The organism is Paraferrimonas sedimenticola (assembly GCF_002282855.1).
GTDB lineage: Bacteria > Pseudomonadota > Gammaproteobacteria > Enterobacterales > Shewanellaceae > Paraferrimonas > Paraferrimonas sedimenticola.
Genome location: NZ_NRIR01000005.1, coordinates 91,334 through 117,479, shown reverse-complemented (window position 1 = coordinate 117,479; position 26,146 = coordinate 91,334). Strand labels below are relative to the sequence as shown.

Below are 26,146 nucleotides of genomic sequence, written 5' to 3'. Positions count from 1 at the left end.
TTTGTGCTTCGGTGTAAGCTTAGGTTCAGAAAAACTAACAAAAAGCCCGCTGAGTCAGCCATTTGTCAGCCAGCATTACCAAGACCGGCGATAGATAGCAGGACATATACTACACACCCAAGAACAGCTGACACTTGACCTAGTGGCTTGCGATGATAGAAGAGTCCGAGGGGCAAACTCACCAAGGCGAAAGCCAAACTGAGGATGGCTGGTAGGCCGTATATGTCGATAGCTAGCGGAATGCCGATGAATGAAGCAAACACGGCCGTGACAACGCCTAGCGGCACCAACATCAGAGACATCACTCCGACTTGAGTGAACAAGCTGATTACGGTTGCGAGTAAGGTCAGTGCCAATAAAGCTATCGCTATGTTTCTCATGCCCTTCCCTCCTTGAGCTTTGCCAACTATTACATTGGCTTAGTCAAACATTCAACGCCAACTCGCACTCACACGCCAGTACCGATCTGCTCCAATGCCTTGCTGTAAGCGACTTTGCTCAAACACAATTGGAAATAACTTTAGTTTGATCCAGTTGAAACCAGGCGCCGTAACCTCTCTCGGAACACACTCCAACTACCACTTTATAGGAAGAACAAAATGCTGACTCAATTCTCAAAGGCTGTAACTGTAATGGTTGCCACTCTAGTGCTGGCAACTGCGGCCCATGCCAACATGTATGGCAAAAACAAAGACATCGTGGACGTGGCGGTTGAAAATGGATCCTTCAACACTCTAGTGGCGGCGGTACAAGCGGGTGAGCTGGTAGACACGCTCAAAGGCGATGGCCCTTTCACCGTGTTTGCTCCTACGGACGAAGCTTTTGCTAAGTTGCCAGAGGGCACAGTCGAGATGCTACTCAAGCCAGAGAACAAAGATAAGTTGGTAGCGGTACTGACCTATCATGTGGTCCCAGGCAAAGTGACAGCGGCGGACGTTGTGAACGTAGATCGCGCCACCACGGTTCAAGGCCAAGCGATCATGGTAAACGCTGAAGGCGGCAAAGTGATGATCAACGACGCGCAAGTGCTTGCTACCGATGTCAAAGCCAGCAACGGCGTAATTCACGTGATTGATACTGTGCTGATTCCACAGTAAGCACAGGCATCAAAAAAGGCGCGATTAGCGCCTTTTTTGAATCACCCATCTAGCGATTCAATCGTTCCACAAAAGCTCGAAAACGCGTTGGTGACCTGCCCAGAACCATACTCAACACATTGGGGTTACCCAAAAAGCCACACTCGTCATAGTGCTTGTTCATGATTTGCATCTGTTTGACTCTATCTTCGTTGAAACCTCGAGCCCTAGCCTTGTCAGCCACTTGCTCTAGGGTCACCGCTTGAGCGCTAACCGGGCGCCCAATCACATCACTGATAATCTCGGCCATGTCCTGCTGACTCAGGGATTCAGGACCTGCGAACTCGTATGTCGCATAAAGGTGCCCAGGGGTGGTAGCAATGATTGCCGTCGCTTCGGCCAAATCCTTAAGATCCACCACATTGAATTTCACCTGGGTATTAAACGGCATCGCATGCACACCAGTCTCTACCACTGTGTTCCATATCGGTAATAGATGCTGCATGTAGCGAATAGGCTGCACTATGGTGTAAGGCAACATGGATTCAATCAGCACTTCTTCAGCGTCTAACTTAAGGCTGTGGTGACGCACATCGCGACGCAGCGGGTGCATTACCGAGTAATAAATAAAGTGCTCAATCTGGTGTTTTTTGGCCAACTCGACAAAACACTGGGTCATGGCCTTCTCGTCGGGATGCATTGGCGGGCCAATGTGAACCACCTTTTGGCAGCCTTCCATCGCCGAATCGATACTCGGGCCGTCGGCCATGTCGCCAACGGCATACTCACTGGCGCCTAAGGCCTGTAGATCCGGCCACTGAGATTCTTGGCGAATAAAAGCGCGCACTGTTTCGCCTTTTGCCACTAAAGCCTTTAGAACCTCTCGCCCAGTTTTTCCATTAGCGCCTGTCAGTAACAACATTTCGACTCTCCTCGTGTACGGCCGAAGTCCAGCATTTCAGTAGGTTAATCGTGACTTTGACTAAAATTTGCAGCTTAGGCTTTGACGGACAGCAATAATCGTCGATCTCAGTGAGAGACAAATCAGCGCCAAAAAGTGTTTTAACAGCCGGCTTTATACCAATGATGATTAGCATCGCCACAAAAGCGGTTGCAAATTAGCCTTTTGGTACAGCGGATGAGCAGGCTCGCCAGAGCGATTTAACGACAGACAATGCAGTTGAGGTAATAGTGCGCGAACAGTCTGCGAGCGGTTCAAATGGGCGCCATGATTGCCCCAAGCGGCAACTATCATCTGAGCTTGGGCTGCGAGCTTTTGCAACCAGGCATCATTGCCCACTCCCACCGGGTCACTCGCCGCCAGCATAGCTTTGGGATCGGTGGCGCGATAGGCGAACAAATTGGCAGTACACACTCCGCCATAGCCCCAGGCTTTGGCATAGTTGATACAGCGAATTAAGGTGGGGTCGTCTTGGGATTCGTTAGCAGTCGATGGATTAAGTCCAATGAACATCACTAGCGGTTTTTGGGGTTCCCAGATTCGCCAAAGCGCGAAGCGATAGCGGCGACAGTCCGACAATACAGCGTCTTTCTTCAAACTCACTCCTCAGCACGACCTTTGTCAGTCAGGCGCTTATCGAGACTCTACTTGAAGTAATTAGCCTAGCAGCTTAGCGGCCGAACTGGCGTTCGCAGGGGATGCCGTCGCCATCGCCGTCCATTTTGGCTTCAGGGCAATAGGTGTTAAAGAACACCGCTTCTTCGTAGGAGTTCATTTGACTGCAATACTCGCGACCGTCGCACTCGTACAAAGATTTGGGTTGAGAATAGCCACTGGATATCAGGTCGGTCTCGACTTGTTCGATGACATTGATTTTGTCGATGACAGGTTGGGCGATTTGAGGCTCGTCGCTCTGTTTAAGGTATTTGATTGCGGCAAAGATGACTAAAAAAACTAACACGTACTTCATGGAATGCTCCTTTTCCTATGTCGTCGAGTGTTTATCAGACCTCTAGGTGCAACAAGACGTCAGGCATGATCCCTTGCAGCCTTTTCTGGCCTTTCTTTGAATTCACCGCAATGGCAACCCAACCATCGGTTCCCATAAACTCTGCGCTGGTGAATTCGACGCTTAGCGACTTACCGGACAAGTCGTAGTGACCCGCGAGCCGGTAAGTTCCAGATTTGGTCTCGATTCTAGATATCTCGAATGGTGTCATTTCAACCTACTCGTCCAAACCACTAAGCGTCAATAAATACTGTGTCAGCGATTAAGCCTTTTTGACAAACGCTGCTGTCACCATCATTTCACCGATGCCTTCGACTTTGCAGTCCAGCTCGTGATCCTTGGCGCCTTCCTTGATGCGGCGAATAACACCTTTGGTGCCGACTTTGATTACAGTCGAGCTGCCTTTCACCTTAAGATCTTTGGCTGCGGTGAACTTATCACCTTCAGCTAGTGGTGTGCCGTTGGCATCCTTTGGTGCCGCCGCCAATGCTTCTGCTTCTAGCGCGGCTGGGTTCCACTCGTGACCACACTCAGGACAGATCAGGTTGTCTTGATCTGGGTAAACGAATTCGGAACTACATTGTGGGCATGGTGGATAAGACATAAGGCACTCTTAATTGGTAAACAATGGTTAGCAAAATTTGGAGACGAATTTTAATGCTAGCAGCTATGCCTCAACAAGGGATTATTAGTATTCGCCGTTAAAAAACGCTAAAACTTCACAATTGCTTGTCAATCGCCCACCGAATTGCCCTTCACGCACTATCCAAACCCAATAACCGTTTGCAACTAAGCTGCCGCTAAAATATAGCGGCCATCGACTAGCAATCTGCGGTTTCTAAGCCGATTTCGGGCGTACGACCATCTTCGTGGTTGAGGTAATACACGCCGCACTGGTCGTTCCAGCTGTAGCCTTTGGGATAGACCTTGCCAATACGACCTGGAGATGTGGTGGTCACGCCGCTAGGAATACTGGTTTGATTACCGCGACCGCACCAATCCACATCGCAAACATCGGCAGCACCGCTGTAGTTGATCACATCCAAGTCGACAATGTAGCGAATGCCGTCCATCCAATTGGCTACCGGATAACCACTGTTTAGCGAGATGCTGGCATTGCCTTCTGTGATTGAGTCATTACCCTCTAGTTTGTTCTCGACGGCAGCCTTGGCATAGATCAAACGCGCCCCACTTTTCATGGCGCCTTGCATACCTTCAAGCTTGGCCACCATGGCATCATCGCGCAGATTGATAAACTTGGGGGCAGCGACCACAGCCAATAAACCCAGAATGACTATTACCACCACCAACTCGATGAGCGTGAAACCGCTTTTTCGTGCCATGCTGTTTATTTGCGCCATGCTGCTGTCCTTATTGAGGCGTAATACTCTGACTAGTAGAGCATTTTTTAGGTTTGGGTAACAACTAAAAAAGCTCAGTTGGGTTGAGATTTACGCGCTAAAACTGCGACTCTAGGCCTTTGTATCGAGAACAAACTCATTCCACACTTGCCCGAAGTAATCTCATTTTGTAGCCGTGCAGCTCCGGCGAGTCGGGGTCTAATAATTCAAGGGCCTCTATCATCGCAGCCAAACCGTTGCGATTGGGGGCGTTAAAGAGAATCACTAAGGCATCGCCACTGCGGGGATAAAAGTAGGTCAGTGAAACCACGGTCCAGTTGGTTCCTCGGTGGCCTATCAGTTTTCCGCCGTCCCACTGGGTCATACTCCACCCAAGGCCATACCCCATTGCACTTGGGCAAATCAGTTCAGGAGACGCACTGCAATCAAGCTCTGCCTGCGAAAACTGGACACTTTGCATACTGTTGCGCTGCTTTACTAACTCGAGTGATAACCCCTCTCCTTGCATAGCCGAAAGCAGTATTTTGGCGTAATCGCCAATCGAGATGACCGCGTTGGCCGCCGCAGACTGACTCGCTTGTTTTTCGCAGTATCCCGCGGGGTGACAAAAGTGGCCATGAAAGACCCCGTCTTGGTCAAAAGGCTTGGCGATATTGTTAAACGTGGCAGGGTCAATACTGACTGAGGCGCGGGCAATGCCCAGTGGCGCAAACAGTGTCTCATCGACTAACTGGGCAAAGGGTTTGTTGAGCTTGTTTTCCGCATACTTGGCAAGGTATTCAAAACCTTCGCCAGAATAACCAAACTGCGCGCCTGGTGGGTTCAAAAATAACAGTTTTCGGTCTTTAGAAAAGTAACGCCAATTGGGAAAACCGCTGCGATGGGTCAACAGATGCCGTGGGGTTAAGGATTGAACTTGAGCATTTTGTTTAAGGTCGGGGTCCACATAGTATTCGGCAATTGATTCATCGAGGGACAGCTTACCTTGAGCCACCAAACGCAAAATGGTTTCGGCGGTAATGGTTTTAGTCAGGGATGCCAGATTAAACAGAGTATTCGAATTGGCGGGAACGCCCTCTGACTCTTGCCCGAATTGATTGAGCCAGATGACCTTTTGATTCTTAATGACCGCCACGCCTGCAGTATTGACTTTGTGGCGTAACACCAGCTGCTCAAACGCTTGGTTGAGCTCTTTAGCTCGCTGAGGAGAGATGTCTTGTATGTCTGCGCTTTGGGCCATTGCCAAGCTAGGCACAGCGGCCAAAACGAACACCAGTCTTAGAAAACCCTTAAACGTCGAGCCTAGCTGACTCATGTTCTTCCTCCTTGAAAACGCCAAGTGACTTCGACAAAGTTTGGCATCAAACCGTTGAAATTAGACTATTTCAGCAATAGTGAGCCCTGAATCGGAAAAAACTGGGAGGCAGTGGCAACTAGAGAGTTAGCACTAAGCGCTTCGACGCCATAGACTTCGACTCGCTTACCCTTGTTTTTTAATGTCTGCGCGAGAATATCGAAATCGCCGTCACCGGAGACTAACACCACGGTATCCACATCGGCAGAATGCTCAAGCGCATCCACAGTAATTCCGACATCCCAATCGCCTTTGGCCGAGCCATCCGAGCGCTGAATAAATGGCTTTAGTTTGACTTCGAAGCCAATCGCTCTAAGTATGTTTTGAAACTCTCTTTGCTTTGGGTCGCCTCTATCGATGGCGTAAGCAAACGCTCGTTCAACTCTGCGCTTGGCACTTACTTTTGCCCAAAATGCGTTGTAGTCAAAGTTGCAGCCGAAGGCTTGTCGAGTGGTGTAATACACGTTTTGCACATCCACCAGAATTAGTACCGACTCACTCATAACACCGCCTGCTTTGTTCTAGTACCAATATCATCAGGTCGCGTCTGTCAGCATGGTGCGTTTAAAGTAGGTGGCCTTTTCGAACTCACTGACGTTCATTGCAATGTTCTCGACCTCGGGAAACAACTCCACCAGCTTGGATACCACTTGTTTGGATAACTGAGCTTTTTGCTGCTCACTGCGGCCTTGCATAATATGAGCGAATACGTGAATGAAGACTTGTTGCGAGCCTCCGACAGAATAGCTGTCGTAGGGGTTAACTCTCACCTTAATATCAGCCTCGGTGAATAACCCTGAAGCGACGGCCACAGCGTGAATTTGCTGGTTGATGAATTCTTGCGAATGGCTTTCTAAGATACTGCTCGAACAGTCCATCACGAAGTGAGGCATTGGCATCCCTGTTTAAGTTTGTTGGTTATTGGTTTGCTATACGGTAACGCCCTTTACTGCGCAGATAAACCACACTTTGCTGCTCGGCAGACAATTTATAGGTAGTAGGCGTCGCCGAACCAAAATAACTGCCGGGCGACAAAGCTTTCCCTCGGTGGGTTATTTGGCCACTAATCACCACAGAGCGCAGCTCGTTGTCGGTTTGGATTGAACCATTAAAACCGGCGGGCAAACGCAGCATTGTGCCGTTAACTTGGCTATCGCTTGGGCTTCCCCACAGGTACGCGATTTCAACATTCGCAGTGCTCGGCTCAAACTCCACCCAAACCAAATTGGAGACATCCACATTGACAGGCCGCTCACCTTTGTCAAAGGCCTCTTCCACCGGTTTAACCAAATACGGTCCTTGGTCGATTTCGATATAGGCAATATTGCCACTGCCTTTAGCCGCAGTAATGTGGCTCTCGCCTGCCGGTTGAGTCCAGAACGACCCTTGCGGCATCCACATCTTGGCCGCCGTTGGGTCGTCATTGTGAACCAGCCCAGAGATCACCACGCCTCGATAGGTGACGTTGTGGATATGCGGAGGTGATGAAAAACCATCGGCGAATTTGACCAAGAAGCCAGTGGCCACTGACTGCTTGCGCTCAGGATCGCCCCACAAGGTTGCCGCTTGCGGGCTCTTGTCGCCTCTAAGCGGATTGAGCGGTGTCCATTGAAGCTTGTCTGCAATCACCAACTCTGTCGCGGATACGGCAAAGGAGAGCGAAGCTACAACTAAGGTGAAGAAGCGGATTAGATGTGTTTGGTTCATGGCCTATAGTCACCTTATTGTGATTAGGGATCTCCACCAAAGGATAGGCCAGCTCACACGCTTAAGTCACTAGCAGAATGTTTTCAGGTACAAAGCTTCGACCTTCTCTCGTGCCCAAGGTGTACGCCGCAAAAATTTCAGCGAAGACTTGATTGAGGGTTCGTTGTGAAAGCTGTTGATACGAATTTTGACGTACAACCACTCCCAACCGTAGTGTTCTTGTAGCCGAACGAGAATTTTTTCAAGAGTTAGGCCGTGTAAAGGGTTGTTCGGTTGTTCTTGGCTCATTGTTCATTGCTCGTGAGCAGAAGGATTGGGGCGCAGTTTAGCAGAAGAAACCCGGTTAGTTTGGAATCAATTAGGCAGATGAAACGAAAACCAATAACTCACAGCTAGTGCTCGGCTGAAATCTGCTCTTTCGTTGGATGCAAGGCCTATCTAACATAGCGCCTGGGAAACCAAAGTTTCCCAGCGCTTAGCATCACCGACCGCTCAACATGCCCAATCGATTGAGCTGATTCACTAGTGATCGATCATATCTCTGGTTTATACTCAAAGGCCCCGATATCGACTTGAGCAACACCATCATTGTTACCATCAATAGGTCGAGCCCTACTATTGATGTCTCGTAACAGGGTACCGCTCACTCCAGCGTCAATTGCGGGAGACTCACTCGTTAAACTGTAGTCTTCGGCCAATAATGGATCTTCTAAAATAGTTCCAATCTCTTCAATACTTTTGACGAAGTTAGGGGTGTCAGAACTGTTATAAAGCCCCTGAGCGTTGTGAATAATATTAGCCTCTAGCTTCAAGCTTAAAAGCTCGGAAACATCGTGTTGATCATAGTGAATGTTACCAACCACAAACCTTGTATCTGTGACTATATTATTTACAAACTCTATTTGGTGTTTTTGTCCGCCAGACGAAGGCGATGTAAACCATAGAACTGAACCAAGACCGGAAAACGTATTATTTTCCACCCTTACTTTTCCAGCAACTAGAGGTAAAAAGTAACAACTTTGTGGTACTGCAGTAATGTCCTCGAGAGTCCAACGATAGGACCCAATATAAAGGTTGTTTGCTACTGTAAAGTCGGGGTAGGTCATTCCGTCCGGTGTAAAGGCATACAATGAAACACACCTTGCGGTAATACTCAGAGGGTTCAGTAATTTGTCATTCAAACTAATATCAACTTCAGTCGCGTCAATAATATTGCCACTGAGATTAAAGTCCCCTAGAACATTAAACTCTACGTTGGAAAGGGCGTAATCCTTACTTACTAATTTATTGTCGTTAAATGCTCCGCCACCATTTCCGACATGCACGTCTAGCGCTGCTAGGGTCAAGTCTGAAATCGAACTTCCCAAGTCAAGGTATACCTTATCCAAGTTATCATAGAGGCCACCGATACCGTATAAGAAGGTATTTTCTCGACCGTCTTTAGAGGTTAAGTGCACTGTTTTTTGGGTCGCGTCTATAGGCCCCGCGTAAATTCCAGGCTCAACAACAATCGTATCGTTAGCAGCAGCGGTATCAATTAAATCTTGAATAACAGTAGTAGGCTTGCCGACGACCACGGGAAGCAGATACTCCTTGAATACTCTTTCCCCATAAAGGTCACTCTTAACTAAAAATCTTATAAAATCGCGCCCCTCTGCCAGGCCTGTCATTGTGAACCCGAAATCCAAACTGGCTTTCTCTTGAGTGTTAGCAAAATACGCTTTGGTAGATTCGACACACTCTGAGTCTTGTTGCGACGTTTCACAAACAAAATCAGACAGTTGGATAAATTCTGGAGCTATGACCTCTACGTAAGCTTCCGGCAGTTGGTCTAAAACGTAAGCCCTCAAATACTCACTGTATTCCTCTGTTTGAATCATGGACAATTCGAACTCTGAGGTATTACCGATAGCCAAGACAGCTCCCGACCTATACTTTGAGCTCTTCCAGTACTCGACGTTAAGTTCATTTCTGGTGACTTCGATGCTATCGCTGTTATTTGAAAGATCCGGATCATAAGTCCTAGGGCTCATCAGCGACACACTGACTTCAACTTCACCTTTCAGGCTATCAATGATTTTACTGTCCGCAGCCAACCAAAACAGAAATGAAGATTCACCACCTCCGCGTGTTCGAAACAAGTCTATGGTTATCGTCATCGCGCGACCATCAGCGGAAAGGACGCACTTATTTTCCTCAGTGCAGCCGTCTCGGCCTTGTCCAACAAACGTGATTGGTGACTGAGCAGTCATTGTCAGAGCGATGGTATCAAGTACAAAATCCTGTTCACTGTCGTGAGCGATTGTCACAGTAAGAGGGATGTCGCTTCCTTGATTCAACGCTGAATGTTCCAATTCAACTGCAAAATCAGTAACAAAGGGTTTATCGTCCAAATCTGTAGGTGAAGATAGTGATAAATACTCCTCTAAGTTTGTGAAGCCATCGCCATCTAAATCTAACTTTGCGTCGCTGGGATCAAACGGATTTAACCCATATAGCTTTTCCCACTCATCAGTTAATCCGTCACTGTCGGAATCGATAAATGAAGTTATCAAGTCATCAGTAGCGATATCTAGAGGAAAGATTATTTGAATATCGTTAAGCGGTTCAGAAGATCCTTTTAGGGAGAATTCGTGGAAGACCTCATATTTGGTGGTTGGGCTATCATGGTATTTGTAAGATTTTATCGCCCAAGTAGCCTGACTACCCTCTCGTCCTTTCAGTAGCAGCTTTCCTCTCTTATCAGCGTTTAGATAGTAGTGCTTAAGCCGGAAGGCCTCAATTGTCTCAAAATCAATATATCCAAACTGCGAATCATAAATCCTGCCTGACGCAAGAATGCCGCTCTTTTCCAGCGCGCAACCGACCGGGTAATATGCAGTGTTTTTTACGCCAAAATTAGAGTACAAGAGTTGTTGATTAGAGCTTTGATGAGTGAACAGTAAATCCGCATCGGATTGAACACTATTGCAATTAGCATCCAGAGTTTCTTCCTTCAGCGTCCCTCTTAGAGTGAATACTTCACCGGAAGCTTGAAAACTGACATCTCTGTAGATCAAGGTTGTTTCGACTGGGACACCAAAAGCATCAAACCTATTGGCTCGAATTGTAGCTTTTCCATCTACGACAACTTGACCATCATCACACCGACTGAAATCCACATCTTTTTCTTCGTCCTTGGACGTATCGAAAACTTCGACGCTTCCTCCAACCGAGCATTGCTCCTGCGTGTCAATCCCTTGATCCGAATAGCTGCTAGGAAGTAAATCACTCACAAACATCAAAAAGTGGGACATAAAGGCTGAGGTTGACTCACGTCCAATGGCTGCTTGGCTCGTCTCTCCAACATAGCTCGCTTTAGCGTCCATGAATTGGTGCAAAGGGTCTTGTAGCCCAGGGTCCGGATTTGAACCATTCGAGCTCCCTCCATCACCGCCACCTCCACAAGCTGTTATGCTCAACGACAGTGTTGATGCTATTAGAAGTTTCTTAAACATGTGAACATCCCTATTGCATAGTGCTACTAGCCAATTTCATACCTAGATAACTGCTGTCGCCAAATACTGGTTTTTATAGTTTTTTGGTTATTCGCAGGAGTAACTAAGTCTTAGAATAAATCTAAGTTTTCGGATAACGAGAGGAGCAAAGGGAGAATCGAATAAGAGAGGTCGGGCTCAAATTTACCCTGCTCTATTCCCTGAGCAATAGCCTATCCATAGGTTTCTAAAGTAGCAGTTCACTTACAGTAACTCAATGGTATACATAACCGGATGATTCTATGAATCGGCGAAGATGACCACCGGCGCCTCTTATCAACAGTCCTTCTAAGAGTGTAAACAAGACCCTTTTAGTGCCAAGGGCGCCAACCGTTAGCTCTTCAAACGACAAGAAATGGTGAGTTCCCTAATGACAGCAACAATGTCCAACTATTTCAAATGCTCCAAAAGCTTCTCAGCGACAACGCCAAGGCCTTGTTCACTGCGATAGATCATCACCGACTGCCAGGCAAAGCCTTTCTCACCGTCAATAACAATGTTGGTGAGCTTTCCTTCTTCAATCTCCTTTTGAACCAAAAACTCAGGCATAACCGCCCAACCAAGGCCTGCCAACAGCATTTCTAGCGACTGTTGTTTGCTGCCCACACTAAACACATTATTACTGATGGCCTGCTCTTGATCAAAGCCAAGTACGGAAAAACCGCGGTAGGTAATTTGGGTCAAATCCCGAATTTGGCGAAGGGTCATCTGCTTCTCTATTCCAGTCATTTTCGGTGATCCCACGTAGAGATTTTGAAATTGCTCAACGGGCTTTTGCGCCAATTGTTTAGGAAGATACGCTAGGTTAGTTTTAATGCCGACGTCGGCCTCACCCTGCAACACCCAATCTTGTACCTGTGAGGTATCACCGCTCAAAAAAGAAACATCCAAGCTTGGAAAGCTTTCCTTAAATCGAGCTATCCGCTCACCAAAGCCAGGTTTTTCAATAATACTGTCAATCGCCACTACCATCTTTTCAGGTAAAGCTTTGGCGAGCAGCTCTGATTTTTGCTGAAAGAAATCAACGCCTTGCAATATCGATTTGGCATAGGGATACAGAGTTTCTCCCTCTGGTGTGACTTCTAATTTCTTCGCATGTCGAACAAATAGCTCTACGCCTATATCGATTTCTAGATTCGTCACCAGATAGCTCACAGTACTCGAGGCTTTACCTAACTGCCTGCTGGCTTGGCTCAAGCTGCCCTTTTCTACGGTAACCACAAAGGCCAACAGTTGATCCATGTTCATTTAAATCCACTCCAAAACAAACTGACTCTATACAACCTCTCTCCAACGCTTCTACTGACTTTAGCATAGAAATTTTCGATGCTAAGCAATTTCCTTGCTTGACGGGTAATCAGGATAATCATGGCCAACAAAGTGACCGTACCAAGGGACAACAGATTATGAAAAAGAGCGTTTTAGCACTAACTATCGCTGCCACCACCATGGGTTTGTTTACAGGCTCCGCCGATGCTTGTTCGCGTATCAGCATCGATACTGGCGAGCACGGCGTATTACAGGTGCGCACCCTCGACTGGGATTCACCACTAGGCACAGTAGCGGTTGTTCACCCAGCCGGTGAGAAAGATCGCGTGAATGTCACCGACGGACGCTACAAAAACAACGCTCAGTGGACCACCAAATACACCACGGTCGCTTTTGAAGAGCACACCTTCTTCCACAAAGCCATTCCTTCAGGCCGCAACGTGCACGGTCTTATGGTCGACACCCTGTATCAATCTTCTTCCGCGCCATTTGTGGAAAAGAACGTTGAAATGGACGAAGGCAAAGTCACCGTCGGCCCGGGCCAAATCGCGACTTATCTGCCAGAAAACTACAAAACCACTGACGAAGTTCGCCAAGCGTTTAAAAAAGGCGAATTTGATATCGCTTGGGGCCAACAGCTAGTGGCTGTCGCGCACCAACACGGTTTTCACACCTCAGTGATTGACGCATCTGGCGATGCACTGTTGTTCCAGCTGGGCGAAGACGGCAAAACCGTGATGTACTCTGGCGATCTTGCCAAGCCCGAGTTTGCAGTGATGGCCAACGAGCCTTTGCTGAGCGAGTCGTTGGAGTACGCCAGTCAATTCGGCGCTGTGACTGATTTGGATTTCATGAACAAGGTGCCAGCAGGCATTCGCTCACTTGACCGCTTTACCCGCTTGATGGGCATGACCGCGTTGCACACGCCAGAGTCATACAAAGGTAAGAGCTTTATGCAGGCAGTAGGCTCACTTAACGGTGCCTTTGACCACGCTGCTAACCTGGCGCAATTTGTACCAGCGGGCAAAGCTCCTAAGGTCATGCAAGAGCAAGACGAGCTGCTTGCTAAGCATCACGTGGGTTGGAACGAAGCGGGCGTTTATCCATCGCGTATCAAGTACACTCACGCACTGGAAAACGGTTTCGTGGAAATGGTTGACTTGGATACCTACCGCCAAATCAGCTTTAACATGAACGACGTTAAAGGCTTTACCAAACCTATGTGTGCTGACATGGCCGCTCAGGCGAATGATGGTAAGCACGTGCTCGAGTTTAAAGAATGCGGTGCTGAAATTGTCGAGCTAGGTAAATAGCCTTCTCGGATTTGGCATTGATAAAAAAGAAAGCGCCAGTCAGCTAGTTCTGACTGGCGCTTTTGTTTGTGTGGCATTGATACAATTCTCGTCTTCAATCGATTGAAGACTTAGCCTAACTGACGCTACTTACAGTATGTTGACTCGACCGCATAAGTCACTGTATGACCAATAAGGTAGTTGTTCGAAATATAGGAGTTAATCTGCTTTTCACACCATTGCAACGCATCCCCCTGACTCTCATATCCGTTGCCAGGAGCATTCCAGCATTGACTCAAATCCTTATCTCTGTCCGCCGCCATTAGCGCTTGGGAACTTATTATCTTGCAAGAAGAGTAAGTTGCCTTAGACGAGCCATCGTCATTACTGCCACCACATGCACATAACAGAGCTAGCATTGTCATCAGAACAATATTCTTCATGTTAACCCCCAGTGCTGTCGTTGTAAGAGAATGATTCCTGAATTTGCACCCTAGACTGACAAGGCACCTCAAAGAAATCGTGCTCGACTCCAATGAGTTGTAGTTCTAAGTATGCGTACCCTAAGCATTCATAGGTCACACCAGATGCAGGAGGCAGAACCAGTAAGTCGCCATAAATATCAACTTTGATTTCGTTATTAGAAAAGTTTTGAATCGACAAAGTCGCATCCGTTGTTTCGACTAGGGCGACTTCACCTTGCAGTGAGTTAGGGACGTCTGCAAACGCAGATAAAGATAAAAACCATATCCCAGCAAAAAGCTTGTTTGCTCGTTTCATAAAAATCCTTCTTCTAAACTTTTAACGCACAGAGACAACCACTTACTGGTTGTTTCCAAAGAGATTAGTGATAACTGGTGTCAGTTGTTCAACTTCAAAGAAAATACTCTGCGCTGAAGCTGAACATGATGAACAGCAGAGAAAGATTACAAAAGACTCTTTGCTAATCGGCACTGACGCACAGCAGCCTTTCCTTCGGCTTCTTCGACTTGCTTTAGATTTGCCCCTCCAACAAATACACCCATTTTTATGTACTGTTCAAAGAAGTAATTTTGGCCAGGGTTTGCATCAAACGAGACTGCGTTGTCACCGAACTCAGACTCGGTGGAAAGTGTGTGCTTTCCAGCATCGATTTCTTGATAAAAGTAAACCTTGTTCGCACTCTCTCCGATCATTTTTCCATCTAAAAATACGTTCTTTTTCAACGCCTGACCGACAAAACTGTTTCGATAAACATAAAGTCCAGCTTTGCCATCAGATGGCGGATTAAACTGCTTAGAGGCGACATCCATATCCTTGGAAGCCATTGGCACTGATGCGCACCCAGTCATCAATGCGGACAACACGATGACAGAACCCAACACAATCTTTTTAAACATGGAACACTCCTTATCCTCAATTACTTGAGAAACCAACTGCAAACCCTAAGTGCGCGTTGGTCCCCAACTTTAATCGTCGAAGAATGATAGCGAGTAGAAACACCCCTGTTTTCTTGGTGTTTACTAAGAAACCAACAGCGACGGTGATTACAAAAAAGTTTGCGATTGCAAAGGAGAGACGAACAGGAGAGTTTCGTTGGAAATGTTTAAATACCAATTTGTGTCGCTCTAGTCCGTAAGCGCTTTGCTATCCATAGCTTTCTACAAAATACCATTTAACTTAATTAGAAACAACAAGTTAAGTGACTCGTTTGGGACAAAAAAAGGCGCCCTTAGGCGCCTTTCCAATCAGCTAAAACCTTAGCCCAGCTGCTTACGAGCGTTGCGGAACATACGCATCCAAGCGCCGTCTTCGCCCCAGCTATCCGGTGCCCAAGAGTTAGACACAGCGCGGAAGACACGCTCTGGGTGAGGCATCATGATGGTCGCACGACCATCAAGGCTTGAGATAGCGGTGATACCGTTTGGCGAACCGTTCGGGTTGGCTGGGTACTGGCTTTGAACATCACCTGCAGCGTTAACGTAACGCAGGCCAATGGTGCCAGAGGCTTCAGCAGCTGCTAGTGCTTCGGCATTCTTAAACTCAGCGCGGCCTTCACCGTGAGATACGGCGATTGGCATGCGAGAGCCTTCCATACCAGCGAAGAAGGCCGAGTTCGACTTCTGTACTTCAACTAGCGAGAAGCGAGCTTCAAAGCGCTCAGAGCGGTTTTTCACAAAGTGCGGCCAGTGTGCAGTGCCTGGGATCAGCGCTTTCAAGTTAGACAGCATCTGACAACCGTTACACACACCAAGGCTTAGGGTGTTGCCGCGCTCAAAGAATTGAGTGAATTGCTCACGAGCACGCTCGTTAAATAGAATCGACTTAGCCCAACCTTCACCGGCACCCAGTACGTCACCGTAACTAAAGCCACCGCAAGCGACTAGTGCTTGCATCTCTTCTAGGGTCAAACGACCTTCTAGAATGTCCGACATGTGCACGTCGATAGCTTCAAAGCCAGCGCGGTCAAAGGCGGCGGCCATTTCTACGTGGCTGTTCACACCCTGCTCACGCAAGATAGCCACTTTCGGTGCAGCGCCTTTGGCAATATAAGGTGCAGCAATGTCTTCTGAAGGGTCGTAGCTAAGCTCAGCCACCAAACCAGCGTCATCAGACACTTTTAGCGCGTGCTCTTCAGCGGCACACTCTGGGTTGTCACGCAGTTTTTGCATCGCAGTGGTGGTCTCAGACCACAAACCACGGAGCTCAGTGCGGCTCTCATCGGAGATAACACGCTCGCCATCGCGGATCACTATACGGTCACCTACAGTGATACCACCTAGAACGCGACCTGTATCAGCAATACCGGCTTTCTCGAGTAGCTGTTGAACGTAAGCCACGTCATCAGCAGCGACTTGGATAACCGCACCTAGCTCTTCGTTGAACAAACGACGAGCATCGTCGCCAACCATGCCGGCCAGGTCGATGTCCATGCCAACTTTGGCAGTAAACGCCATTTCAGCCAAGGTGGTGTATAGACCACCGTCAGAACGGTCGTGGTAAGCAATTAGCTTGCCTTCAGCAACCAACTGCTGAATTACGTCAAAGAAGCCGCGCAGCAATTCTGGCTTATCCAAATCTGGTGCGTTTTGGCCTAGCTCGCCGTACACCTGAGTCAGACACGAACCGCCGACGCGGTTTTGGCCAAGACCTAGGTCAAGCAACATCAGGCGGGTCTCGCCCTTATCGGTGCGAATTTCCGGAGTCACTGTCTTGCGCACGTCTTCAACGCGAGCAAACGAGGTAATCACCAAGCTCAGTGGTGCGGTTACCGCTTTGTCCACGCCATTGTCATCAGTCCAAGCAGTCTTCATCGACATAGAGTCTTTGCCCACTGGAATGGTGATATCCAGTGCAGGACACAGCTCTTCACCCACGGCTTTTACCGCTTCGTAAAGACCGGCGTCTTCGCCTGGGTGACCGGCAGCGGCCATCCAGTTCGCCGACAGCTTGATGCGCTTGAACGAACCAATGTCGGTCGCAGCGATGTTGGTAATCGACTCTGCCACTGCCATACGCGCAGAGGCACCGTAGTTAAGCAGTGCCAATGGGGTACGCTCACCCATGGCCATGGCTTCACCGTGGTAGGTGTCAAAGCTGGTAGTGGTTACCGCGCAATCCGCAACAGGGATCTGGTGACGACCAACCATTTGGTCCTGTGCCACCATACCGGTAACGGTACGGTCACCAATGGTAATTAGGAAAGTCTTCTCGGCGATGGTCGGCAGGCGCATCAAACGACGAACCGCGTCTTTCACGTCAACCGCTGAGGTGTCAAACGGCTTGGTATCCGCTTGAGTAGTGGCCACATCACGGTGCATCTTAGGCGGCTTACCTAGCAGCACCTCAAGCGGCATGTCGATTGGCTTGTTATCAAAGTGCTCGTCGGTCAGGCTCAAGTGACGCTCTTCGGTAGCAGTACCCACGACCGCGTAAGGGGCGCGCTCACGCTTACAAATCGCGTCGAAATCGGCCAAACGCTCTGGCGCGACTGCCATTACGTAGCGCTCTTGCGACTCGTTACACCAAATCTCTAACGGGCTCATGCCGCGCTCGTCACAAGGGACGTTGCGAAGCTCAAAGTCACCACCGCGACCGCCGTCGTCTACCAGCTCAGGGAAGGCATTCGACAGACCACCAGCGCCCACATCGTGGATAAACAAAATTGGGTTGTCATCGCCTAGCTGCCAGCAGCGGTCGATCACTTCCTGACAACGACGCTCAATCTCTGGGTTCTCACGCTGAACCGATGCAAAGTCCAAATCTTCTGACGACTGGCCTGAGGCCATTGACGATGCCGCACCGCCACCTAGGCCGATGTTCATTGCAGGACCGCCCAGTACAATCAGCTTAGCGCCAACGCTAATCTCGCCTTTTTGTACGTGCTCGTCGCGAATGTTACCCAGACCACCGGCCAACATGATTGGCTTGTGGTAGCCGCGCACTTCGATACCGTTGTGGCTAGAAACTTCTTGCTCGTAAGTACGGAAGTAACCCAGAAGCGCTGGACGGCCAAACTCGTTGTTAAACGCCGCGCCACCTAGTGGGCCTTCAATCATAATATCCAGCGCAGAAACAATACGACCCGGACGACCGTAGTCGCTTTCCCAAGGTTGCTCCATGCCAGGAATTTGTAGGTTAGAAACGGTAAAGCCAGTCAGGCCAGCTTTTGGCTTAGAACCACGGCCAGTCGCGCCTTCGTCGCGAATTTCACCGCCAGAACCGGTCGCAGCACCTGGGTATGGGCTAATGGCGGTTGGGTGGTTGTGAGTTTCGACCTTCATTAGAATGTGCACCGGCTCGCTGTGGTAGCGATACACACCGTCTTTAGCATCGGCAAAGAAACGACCGGCGTTAGAACCTTCCATCACAGCCGCGTTGTCTTTGTAGGCTGACAGTACGTGGTCAGCGGTGTGCTCAAAGGTGTTTTTGATCATTTTGAACAGCGACTTGGGCTGTTCTACGCCATCAATGGTCCAATCGGCGTTAAAAATCTTGTGACGACAGTGCTCTGAGTTGGCCTGAGCAAACATCATCAGCTCAATATCGTGCGGGTTGCGCCCCAATTTGACGAAGTTCTCAACCAAGTAGTCAATCTCGTCAGCAGCCAGCGCCAAGCCCAACTCAAGGTTGGCCACCTCTAGCGCGCGACGGCCTTCACCCAGTACGTTCACCGATTTCAGCTCGCCTGGGTCGGTGTCGAAGAACAAGGCTTGTGCTTGCTCGGCAGCAGTAAACACTCTTTCCATCATGCGGTCGTGCAGCAGTGCGGCAACGGCCTGGTACTCATCTTGGCTAAGCTCGCGCTCCGCTGAAATGTAGTAAGCGATACCGCGCTCTAAACGCTTAATTTCGTTTAGGCCACAGTTGTGAGCAATGTCGGTGGCTTTTGAAGACCAAGGTGAAATGGTACCTGGACGTGGGGTCACTAACACCAGCGTGCCTTGCGGCTCGTGGGCTTCGATGGCTGGGCCATAGGTTAGGATTTTGTCCAGTTGGGCAGCGTGCTCGCTGCTTAAAGGCTGAGAGAGGTCGGCAAAATGGAGGAATTCGGCGTAAATGTCAGTTACAGGCAGGTCAGCTTGTTGGCAAGATTTTACCAGTTGAGCCACCCGAAACGCAGATAGAGCCGGGGCTCCGCGCAGGATCTCAAACACGTCAGTTCACCTTATGATTGGAAGTATGTGAAAGTTGCGCGCCATTATAGAGATTTGGCGCTAATAAATCATCAAAAAAGCTCGCCGTACAAGGCTTTTCTAATGTGGTATAACAAAGGTTAGTCATCGCCGATAGGAACTGCATGATTCGACTGGTTATCACATTGACTCTGCTGGGCTTTGTAAGTGCTTGCCAACCTCAAAACACCCAGATTTCAGCAGATGAAATAGCGTCTTCGATGCAAGGTGAGCCGCTACTGGTGGGTACTACCAGTGGGCCGGCGACCTATTTGCGTCTGGACGGCCAAGCCAGTGGCTTCGATTTTGAGTTAGTTCAAGCATTTGCCAACCACATCGACCGCCGTTTAGAGCTCAAAGTTTACGAAACTTTGGATCATATGCTTGACGATTTGGCCACGGGCAAGCTGGATTTGGTGGCTGCTGGTATGGGCTACACCGACCTTCGCAGCAAGCGCTTTTTGTTTGGCCCACCACTGTATTTCACCGATATTTTGCTGGTGTATCGAACCGAAGACTGGCGACCGCGCAACCTCAACGACGTCAATGGCAAACTGATGGTGGCTGAGCGCTCATCCCATGCTGAGCTTCTGAATCAGCTCGACCACCCACAGCTGCAATGGCAGGTTTCTGATCAGCACGACCCAGACCAACTACTAACCATGGTGGCCGACGGCTCGCTTAGCTATACCTTGGCTGATTCGCGCATGCTGCAGCTCAACCGCCGCCTAAACCCTCAGCTAAGAACCGCCTTTGTGATTAAAGAACAACAGGCGGTGGGCTGGATGTTCGCGCCCAATGGCAGCGATTTATTGATAAGCCAAGTACTCGACTTTTGGCAAACCCAAAGCGATCACCTGCCCCACCTTCGCGAGAAATACTTTGGCCACGTCAAAGGCTTTGATTACGTCGACACTCGCGCCTTTATTCGCGCCATTCAACAGACGCTGCCAAAGTACCAGAATTGGTTTGAGCAATACGCCGGTGATATTGATTGGCGCAAAATTGCCGCCATCAGCTATCAAGAATCGCACTGGCGACCGCTGGCCAAATCGCCCACCGGAGTGCGCGGTATGATGATGCTAACTCTGCCGACGGCCAAACAAGTGGGGGTGACCAACCGCTTGGACGCCGAACAGAGCATTCGCGGTGGTGCTGCCTATATCAATCAGTTGGTCGAGCGCATGCCCGACTCAATTCCCGAGCCCGAGCGTTTGTGGTTTGCGCTAGCGGCCTACAACATTGGCTTTGGCCACATGGAAGACGCACGAGTATTAGCCGAGAAACGAGGGCTTAACCCGTCCGCTTGGGCTGACGTCAAACAGGTTCTGCCCCTTCTACAACAGCGCAAGCATTACAAACACCTGAAATACGGCTATGCCCGAGGTAATGAGGCGCTGCACTACGTAGAAAACATTCGTCGCTACTACGACACACTTGTGTACTTCCATACTCACGAGCAACAACAAGCGCAGCAATCGGTTGATCTCAGTGAGCCACAAGCCATTCCCGAATCCGCCAATACTGCGCTGTAGTGCTCAAACTTTCGCTTATTTAGCGGAAGCGCAACACAGATTTACACTCTGTCATTAGCTTGTAATGAACTTTGGTTGTTATAGTGACTCTTATCAGTGAGACCAAAGTGATTTGGCCATTAGAAGGAAAACAACACAATAAACACAATAGAAGAGCAATAGAGGTAGAAATGAAGAAAACCAATTTAGCGGCACGACGCCGCGCCACCCGCAAACTCAGTCATATCAAGAACATTAATCGCAGCAAGTGGTTCTTAACCACTCAATCCAAGAAAAACGCTTCACCGGGCATGGTGTAGGCTTTAGATTTTCGACTTAAGCGCCTGTTTTAAAGCTTTTTTCTCAGCGCGTCGCATCTTAAAGAAGTTAGACAACTGTTCGCCACATTCCGCTTCTAACACGCCACCATCGACTTGAGGTTGATGGTTGAGGCGAGTGTCGCTCAACAGGTCCATCACGCTACCGGCAGCACCTGTCTTTTGATCGTACGCGCCAAATACCACGCGGCCAACGCGGGCGTGCACAATTGCGCCTGCGCACATGGGGCAAGGCTCTAGGGTCACGTACAAAGTCGTATCAATGAGGCGATAGTTTTGCAGCGCCTGACCGGCTTGCTGCAGACATTGGATCTCGGCGTGCCCAGTGGCATTGTGATCCACAATCGAACGATTAATGCCGGTGGCAATGCACTGGTCGTCTTTAACCAGCACAGCACCAACCGGCACTTCACCCAAGGCTTGTGCTTGTTCGGCCAGCGCCATGGCTTTCGCCATCCAGCGCTGGTCGATTTGGCTTTGGGTGTCTTGGCTCAAGGGGTTATTCCCACTCGATGGTAGCCGGTGGCTTACCTGAGATGTCGTACACCACGCGGCTGATGCCGTCGATTTCATTGATGATACGGTTCGACACTTTGCCCAGGAAGTCATATGGCAGGTGCGCCCAGTGAGCGGTCATAAAGTCGATGGTTTCCACCGCACGAAGGGATACAACCCAATCGTACTTACGGCCATCGCCCATGACACCTACGCTACGAACCGGCAAGAACACGGTAAAGGCTTGCGATACCTTGTGGTACAGGTCAGCAGCGTGCAGTTCTTCAATGAAAATCGCATCGGCGCGACGCAACAAGTCGCAGTACTCTTTCTTTACTTCGCCCAGTACGCGAACACCTAAACCAGGTCCTGGGAATGGGTGGCGGTATAGCATGTCGTACGGCAGACCAAGCTCTAGGCCCACTTTGCGAACTTCGTCTTTAAACAGCTCTTTAAGCGGCTCAACCAGACCCAACTCCATGTCTTCTGGCAGACCACCTACGTTGTGGTGCGACTTAATCACATGCGCCTTACCGGTTTTAGCACCGGCAGACTCAATCACGTCTGGGTAAATGGTGCCTTGAGCTAGCCACTTAGCGTTAACCAGCTTGCTCGCTTCTTCGTCGAAGATCTCAACGAACACGTGACCAATGATCTTACGCTTAGCTTCAGGATCCGCTTCACCGGCCAAACGGTCTAAGAAGCGATTCTCCGCGTCTACGTGGATGATATTCAGACCGAAGTGATCGCCAAACATATCCATCACTTGCTGACCTTCGTTCAAGCGCAGCAAACCGTTATCCACAAATACACAGGTCAGCTTGTCGCCAATCGCGCGGTGCAGCAGCATGGCAGTTACTGAGGAATCCACACCACCAGATAGACCCAATACCACTTCGTCATCGCCCACTTGCTCTTTAATACGAGCAACCGCGTCTTCGATGATGTTGGCGGAAGTCCAAGTCGCTTCACAGCCACAGATATCCAGCACGAAGTGCTCTAGCATGCGCTTGCCCTGACGGGTGTGAGTCACTTCTGGGTGGAATTGAACGCCGTAAAAACCCTTGTCTTCGTTGGCCATTGCCGCGAATTCGCAGGTGTCGGTCTTAGCCACACGGCTAAAGCCTTCAGGAATGGCCGATACCTTGTCGCCGTGGCTCATCCACACGTCTAACAATGGCTTGCCATCAGCGCTGATGGCGTCTTCGATTTGAGCAAACAGACGAGACTCGGTCAGCATTTCAACCTGAGCGTAGCCAAACTCGCCCTCGCCCACACCTTGAATCACTTTACCGCCAAGCTGCTCAGACATTGTTTGCATGCCGTAGCAGATACCCAGCACAGGGACACCAGCGTTAAACACGTACTCTGGTGCACGAGGTGAACCCGCTTGAGTCACAGACTCTGGGCCACCGGCTAGGATAATACCGTCAGGCTGAAAGCCTTTAATGTCTTGTTCTGACACGTCCCAGGCCCACAACTCACAGTAAACACCGATTTCGCGAATGCGGCGGGCGATTAGCTGGGTGTATTGCGAACCGAAGTCCAAAATCAGAATGCGCTGGTCATGGATGTTGCTCATTGACGTTCCTGTAATATGCAGTGCGTTGCTATTTATTTGGTGTAATTAAATAAGGCAGCCGCAGCTGCCTTATTGGGTTTAGGCTTAACCTAAACGGTAGTTCGGGGCTTCTTTGGTGATCTTCACGTCGTGAACGTGCGACTCACCCATACCTGCCGAGGTAACCTTAACGAATTCCGCCTTGGTGCGAAGCTCGTCGATGGTGCCACAGCCGGTCAATCCCATGCATGAGCGCAGACCGCCCATTTGCTGGTGAATGATTTCTTTGAGCTTGCCTTTGTAAGGTACACGGCCTTCGATGCCTTCTGGCACCAACTTGTCAGCGGCGTTGTCTGACTGGAAGTAACGGTCAGATGAACCTTGACTCATCGCGCCTAGGCTACCCATGCCACGGTATGACTTGTAGGCACGACCTTGGTATAGAACTGTTTCACCAGGAGCTTCGTCGGTACCGGCAAACATAGAGCCCGCCATAACGCACGAGGCGCCAGCGGCAATGGCTTTAGACAAGTCGCCACTAAAGCGAACGCCACCGTCGGCAATCACTGGAATGTCTAGGTGCTTAACCGCTTCAACCGCATCAGAGATAGCAGTGATTTGAGGAACACCAACACCCGTCACGATGCGAGTGGTACAAATTGAACCTGGGCCAATACCGACTTTAACCGCGCTTACGCCAGCTTCGGCCAGTGCCAGAGCACCAGCGCCAGTGGCTACGTTACCACCAACGATTTGCAATTCTGGGTACTTTTCACGAGTGGCGCGAATGCGTTGCAGTACGCCTTCCGAGTGACCGTGGGAGCTGTCGATAAGTAGTACGTCGACACCGGCAGCAACCAGCGCATCAACGCGCTCTTCGTTACCAGCACCAGCACCAACGGCTGCACCTACGCGCAGACGACCTAGCTCGTCTTTACAAGCGTTTGGCTTGCGCTCGGCTTTTTCGAAATCTTTAACCGTGATCATGCCTTTTAGGCGGAAGTCATCGCTAACCACTAGAATTTTCTCGATGCGGTGGGCTTGCATCAATCCACGGGTTTCATCCAGCGAAGTGCCTTCTTTAACAGTGACCAAACGCTCTTTTGGCGTCATCACTTGTTCAACGGTTTGAGTCAGGTCGGTCACAAAACGCGTGTCACGTCCGGTAATGATACCCACGATCTCACCGTCGTTTGTTACTACTGGGTAGCCAGCAAAACCATTGCTGTCAGTCAGTCGCTTCAATTCGGCGATAGTGATATCCGGGGTAACAGTGATTGGGTCTTGAACAACGCCCGCTTCGTACTTCTTCACTTTGCGAACTTCGGCCACCTGGGCTTCGATGCTCATGTTTTTGTGAATAAAACCAACGCCGCCTTCTTGCGCCATGGCAATTGCCAAACGGGCTTCAGTAACGGTATCCATCGCCGCTGATACCATAGGCACGTTCAATTCAATGCTTTTGGTCAGGCGAGTTTTCAGATTGGCAGTATTAGGGAGAACGGTTGAGTGCGCTGGAACCAGCAATACGTCATCAAAGGTTAGAGCTTCTTTTTTAAGTCTTAGCATGTGCAACATTCCACCTAATTAGGGTTTAACTTGTTGCGGGCGCATTCTACCTTGCAACTGTGATAGAGTAAACGCCAAATCGGACAATTCTTATAAAGTTTTTTATCCATGAGCGCACAACGCCCGCCGCTGTTATCTGTCTCTCAATTAAACCGTCAAGTTCGTCAGTTATTGGAAAGCCAAATTGGCCGGATATGGCTTACCGGTGAGATATCCAATTTTGCCGCGCCGGCTTCTGGCCACTGGTACTTCAGTCTTAAAGATAGTCAGGCGCAAGTGCGCTGCGCCATGTTTAAAGGGCGCAACTCGCGCGTGGCGTTCACCCCGAAAAACGGGCAACAGGTGACAGTGCAGGCGGACATCAGCTTGTACGAACCCCGTGGCGATTATCAGCTGATAGTTGGCAACATGGTGGACTCAGGCGAAGGGCGCTTAAAAGCCGAGTTCGAAAAGCTCAAACTCAAACTCGCTGGCGAAGGCTTGTTTGCTCAAGAGCACAAGCAACCGCTGCCCCGCCCGCACACACTCGGAGTGATTACTTCCGCCAGCGGTGCCGCCATTCGCGACGTATTGCACGTGCTTGAACGTCGTGCACCATCGATGAGGGTGATTATCTACCCTGCCTCAGTGCAGGGTGAGTTAGCTCCTGCGCAATTGATATCGGCCATTGAAACCGCCAATGCGCGCAACGAGGTCGACGCTTTACTACTGACCCGTGGCGGCGGTTCACTAGAAGATTTGTGGAGCTTTAACGACGAAGGTTTGGCCCGCGCTATCTTTACCTCAAAGCTGCCGATTATCAGCGCTGTGGGCCACGAGGTGGATATCACCATTGCTGATTTTGTGGCGGATGTACGCGCACCAACGCCATCTGCGGGTGCCGAGATGCTCTCGGGCGATCAAGCGGCACAAGTGCAGCAGTTAACCGGACTTCGCCAGCGTTTACAGCAAAGCATACTGGGGCGGCTCAACCTACACCAACAAGCCCTGCTGCAATATCAATATCGCTTAGACGCGGTGCACCCAGAGCGCGCCTTAAACCAAATTGGCCAGCAGTTTGACGAACTGGGGTTGCGTTTAACCCACGCTATGCAGCGTCGACTGGATAGCCAACAAGCCCAAACCACTCAACTGCAACACCGACTGATGCAGCGCCATCCGGGTCAAGACATAGCGCTAGCCCAAACCCGTTTGGCTCAATTGGGTCCACGCTTAGGTCAGGCCATGCGCACTCAGCTCAACAGCCAGCGCCAGCAATGGCAATCCATGGCGGCGCAATTGCAAGCCATTAGCCCGCTGGCGACCCTAGAGCGCGGCTACGCCATCGCTCGTGATGAGCAAGGCCAGCCGGTCAGTTCGGTAAGCCAAGTTCAGCCAGGCCAAGGCCTGTCGGTACAGCTACACGACGGCCGCTTAGAAACGGAAATTAAGGCGGTGAAAGCGGACTAAA

Annotated in this window: 25 protein-coding genes; 5 read left to right on the top strand and 20 right to left on the bottom strand. The window is 49.8% G+C overall.

Annotation, left to right across the window (positions count from 1 at the left end; genetic code table 11):
- Positions 1 to 65 precede the first annotated feature (65 nt).
- Positions 66 to 380: a hypothetical protein gene (locus tag CLC93_RS10095; protein WP_095505845.1), complete on the bottom strand. Its 315-nt coding sequence runs from the start codon at positions 378 to 380 to the stop codon at positions 66 to 68.
- Between the two features lie 252 nt (positions 381 to 632).
- On the opposite strand from CLC93_RS10095, the gene CLC93_RS10090 reads away from it, so the two are divergent.
- Complete coding sequence (locus CLC93_RS10090; RefSeq protein ID WP_425439849.1) at positions 633 to 1,097, top strand: fasciclin domain-containing protein; 465 nt, start codon at positions 633 to 635, stop codon at positions 1,095 to 1,097.
- Between the two features lie 49 nt (positions 1,098 to 1,146).
- Here CLC93_RS10090 and CLC93_RS10085 read toward each other — a convergent pair whose 3' ends face one another.
- The 13 genes from CLC93_RS10085 to CLC93_RS10025 form a co-directional block, all read right to left on the bottom strand.
- On the bottom strand, positions 1,147 to 1,998 hold the full coding sequence (locus CLC93_RS10085; RefSeq protein WP_095505843.1) for an SDR family oxidoreductase: 852 nt from the start codon (positions 1,996 to 1,998) through the stop codon (positions 1,147 to 1,149).
- A gap of 168 nt (positions 1,999 to 2,166) precedes the next feature.
- Positions 2,167 to 2,634, bottom strand: coding sequence for a DUF1643 domain-containing protein (locus CLC93_RS10080; RefSeq protein WP_095506023.1), 468 nt, complete (start codon positions 2,632 to 2,634; stop codon positions 2,167 to 2,169).
- A 73-nt stretch (positions 2,635 to 2,707) separates the two neighbouring features.
- Complete coding sequence (locus CLC93_RS17955) at positions 2,708 to 3,007, bottom strand: excalibur calcium-binding domain-containing protein (protein ID WP_095505842.1); 300 nt, start codon at positions 3,005 to 3,007, stop codon at positions 2,708 to 2,710.
- Between the two features lie 34 nt (positions 3,008 to 3,041).
- Positions 3,042 to 3,257 carry a hypothetical protein gene (locus tag CLC93_RS10070; RefSeq protein WP_095505841.1) on the bottom strand — a complete coding sequence of 72 codons (216 nt, stop codon included), beginning with the start codon at positions 3,255 to 3,257 and terminating at the stop codon, positions 3,042 to 3,044.
- Between the two features lie 51 nt (positions 3,258 to 3,308).
- Positions 3,309 to 3,650 carry a zinc ribbon domain-containing protein YjdM gene (locus tag CLC93_RS10065; RefSeq protein ID WP_095505840.1) on the bottom strand — a complete coding sequence of 114 codons (342 nt, stop codon included), beginning with the start codon at positions 3,648 to 3,650 and terminating at the stop codon, positions 3,309 to 3,311.
- A gap of 217 nt (positions 3,651 to 3,867) precedes the next feature.
- A complete protein-coding gene (locus CLC93_RS17915) occupies positions 3,868 to 4,407 on the bottom strand; it encodes a type II secretion system protein (protein ID WP_281254663.1) in 540 nt (179 codons plus the stop codon).
- 136 nt (positions 4,408 to 4,543) lie between these two features.
- A complete protein-coding gene (locus CLC93_RS10055) occupies positions 4,544 to 5,722 on the bottom strand; it encodes a serine hydrolase domain-containing protein (protein WP_095505839.1) in 1,179 nt (392 codons plus the stop codon).
- Between the two features lie 65 nt (positions 5,723 to 5,787).
- Positions 5,788 to 6,264 carry a LabA-like NYN domain-containing protein gene (locus CLC93_RS10050; protein WP_095505838.1) on the bottom strand — a complete coding sequence of 159 codons (477 nt, stop codon included), beginning with the start codon at positions 6,262 to 6,264 and terminating at the stop codon, positions 5,788 to 5,790.
- Between the two features lie 33 nt (positions 6,265 to 6,297).
- A complete protein-coding gene (locus CLC93_RS10045) occupies positions 6,298 to 6,654 on the bottom strand; it encodes a 5-carboxymethyl-2-hydroxymuconate Delta-isomerase (protein WP_095505837.1) in 357 nt (118 codons plus the stop codon).
- A gap of 25 nt (positions 6,655 to 6,679) precedes the next feature.
- The gene (locus tag CLC93_RS10040; RefSeq protein ID WP_095505836.1) at positions 6,680 to 7,468 is read right to left on the bottom strand and encodes a DUF4437 domain-containing protein; all 789 of its coding nucleotides are present in this window, start codon (positions 7,466 to 7,468) and stop codon (positions 6,680 to 6,682) included.
- Positions 7,469 to 7,537: 69 nt separating this feature from the next.
- Entirely contained in the window at positions 7,538 to 7,756 is a 219-nt protein-coding gene (locus CLC93_RS10035) for a VF530 family protein (RefSeq protein ID WP_095505835.1), read from the bottom strand.
- Between the two features lie 245 nt (positions 7,757 to 8,001).
- Positions 8,002 to 10,965, bottom strand: a complete 2,964-nt coding sequence (locus tag CLC93_RS10030) for a thrombospondin type 3 repeat-containing protein (protein WP_095505834.1) — start codon at positions 10,963 to 10,965, stop codon at positions 8,002 to 8,004.
- Between the two features lie 429 nt (positions 10,966 to 11,394).
- Positions 11,395 to 12,252: a LysR family transcriptional regulator gene (locus tag CLC93_RS10025; protein WP_095505833.1), complete on the bottom strand. Its 858-nt coding sequence runs from the start codon at positions 12,250 to 12,252 to the stop codon at positions 11,395 to 11,397.
- A gap of 158 nt (positions 12,253 to 12,410) precedes the next feature.
- Between CLC93_RS10025 and CLC93_RS10020 the strand changes: the two genes are divergently transcribed.
- Positions 12,411 to 13,586 carry a linear amide C-N hydrolase gene (locus CLC93_RS10020; protein WP_095505832.1) on the top strand — a complete coding sequence of 392 codons (1,176 nt, stop codon included), beginning with the start codon at positions 12,411 to 12,413 and terminating at the stop codon, positions 13,584 to 13,586.
- 423 nt (positions 13,587 to 14,009) lie between these two features.
- Here the strand turns inward: CLC93_RS10020 and CLC93_RS10010 are convergent, their stop codons facing one another.
- The 3 genes from CLC93_RS10010 to purL all read right to left on the bottom strand — a co-directional run bounded on the left by CLC93_RS10010 (position 14,010) and on the right by purL (position 19,201).
- Complete coding sequence (locus CLC93_RS10010; RefSeq protein WP_095505830.1) at positions 14,010 to 14,345, bottom strand: hypothetical protein; 336 nt, start codon at positions 14,343 to 14,345, stop codon at positions 14,010 to 14,012.
- A 146-nt stretch (positions 14,346 to 14,491) separates the two neighbouring features.
- The gene (locus tag CLC93_RS10005; protein ID WP_095505829.1) at positions 14,492 to 14,944 is read right to left on the bottom strand and encodes a DUF2846 domain-containing protein; all 453 of its coding nucleotides are present in this window, start codon (positions 14,942 to 14,944) and stop codon (positions 14,492 to 14,494) included.
- A gap of 360 nt (positions 14,945 to 15,304) precedes the next feature.
- Entirely contained in the window at positions 15,305 to 19,201 is a 3,897-nt protein-coding gene (gene purL, locus CLC93_RS10000; RefSeq protein WP_095505828.1) for a phosphoribosylformylglycinamidine synthase, read from the bottom strand.
- Between the two features lie 143 nt (positions 19,202 to 19,344).
- Here purL and mltF point away from each other — a divergent pair, with 143 nt between their 5' ends.
- Together mltF and CLC93_RS17910 are read left to right on the top strand one after the other, a co-directional pair.
- Positions 19,345 to 20,754 (top strand): membrane-bound lytic murein transglycosylase MltF, encoded by a 1,410-nt coding sequence (gene mltF / locus CLC93_RS09995; protein WP_095505827.1) that lies wholly within the window; start codon positions 19,345 to 19,347, stop codon positions 20,752 to 20,754.
- Positions 20,755 to 20,924: 170 nt separating this feature from the next.
- On the top strand, positions 20,925 to 21,053 hold the full coding sequence (locus CLC93_RS17910; RefSeq protein ID WP_281254662.1) for a hypothetical protein: 129 nt from the start codon (positions 20,925 to 20,927) through the stop codon (positions 21,051 to 21,053).
- Positions 21,054 to 21,056: 3 nt separating this feature from the next.
- On the opposite strand, the gene tadA is transcribed toward CLC93_RS17910, so the two are convergent.
- The 3 genes from tadA to guaB all read right to left on the bottom strand — a co-directional run bounded on the left by tadA (position 21,057) and on the right by guaB (position 24,696).
- Complete coding sequence (gene tadA, locus CLC93_RS09990) at positions 21,057 to 21,566, bottom strand: tRNA adenosine(34) deaminase TadA (protein WP_281254661.1); 510 nt, start codon at positions 21,564 to 21,566, stop codon at positions 21,057 to 21,059.
- A gap of 4 nt (positions 21,567 to 21,570) precedes the next feature.
- Positions 21,571 to 23,148, bottom strand: a complete 1,578-nt coding sequence (guaA, locus tag CLC93_RS09985) for a glutamine-hydrolyzing GMP synthase (RefSeq protein WP_095505825.1) — start codon at positions 23,146 to 23,148, stop codon at positions 21,571 to 21,573.
- A gap of 84 nt (positions 23,149 to 23,232) precedes the next feature.
- Positions 23,233 to 24,696, bottom strand: a complete 1,464-nt coding sequence (gene guaB / locus CLC93_RS09980) for an IMP dehydrogenase (RefSeq protein ID WP_095506021.1) — start codon at positions 24,694 to 24,696, stop codon at positions 23,233 to 23,235.
- A gap of 108 nt (positions 24,697 to 24,804) precedes the next feature.
- On the opposite strand from guaB, the gene xseA reads away from it, so the two are divergent.
- Positions 24,805 to 26,145 (top strand): exodeoxyribonuclease VII large subunit, encoded by a 1,341-nt coding sequence (gene xseA / locus CLC93_RS09975; protein ID WP_095505824.1) that lies wholly within the window; start codon positions 24,805 to 24,807, stop codon positions 26,143 to 26,145.
- Position 26,146: the final 1 nt, after the last annotated feature.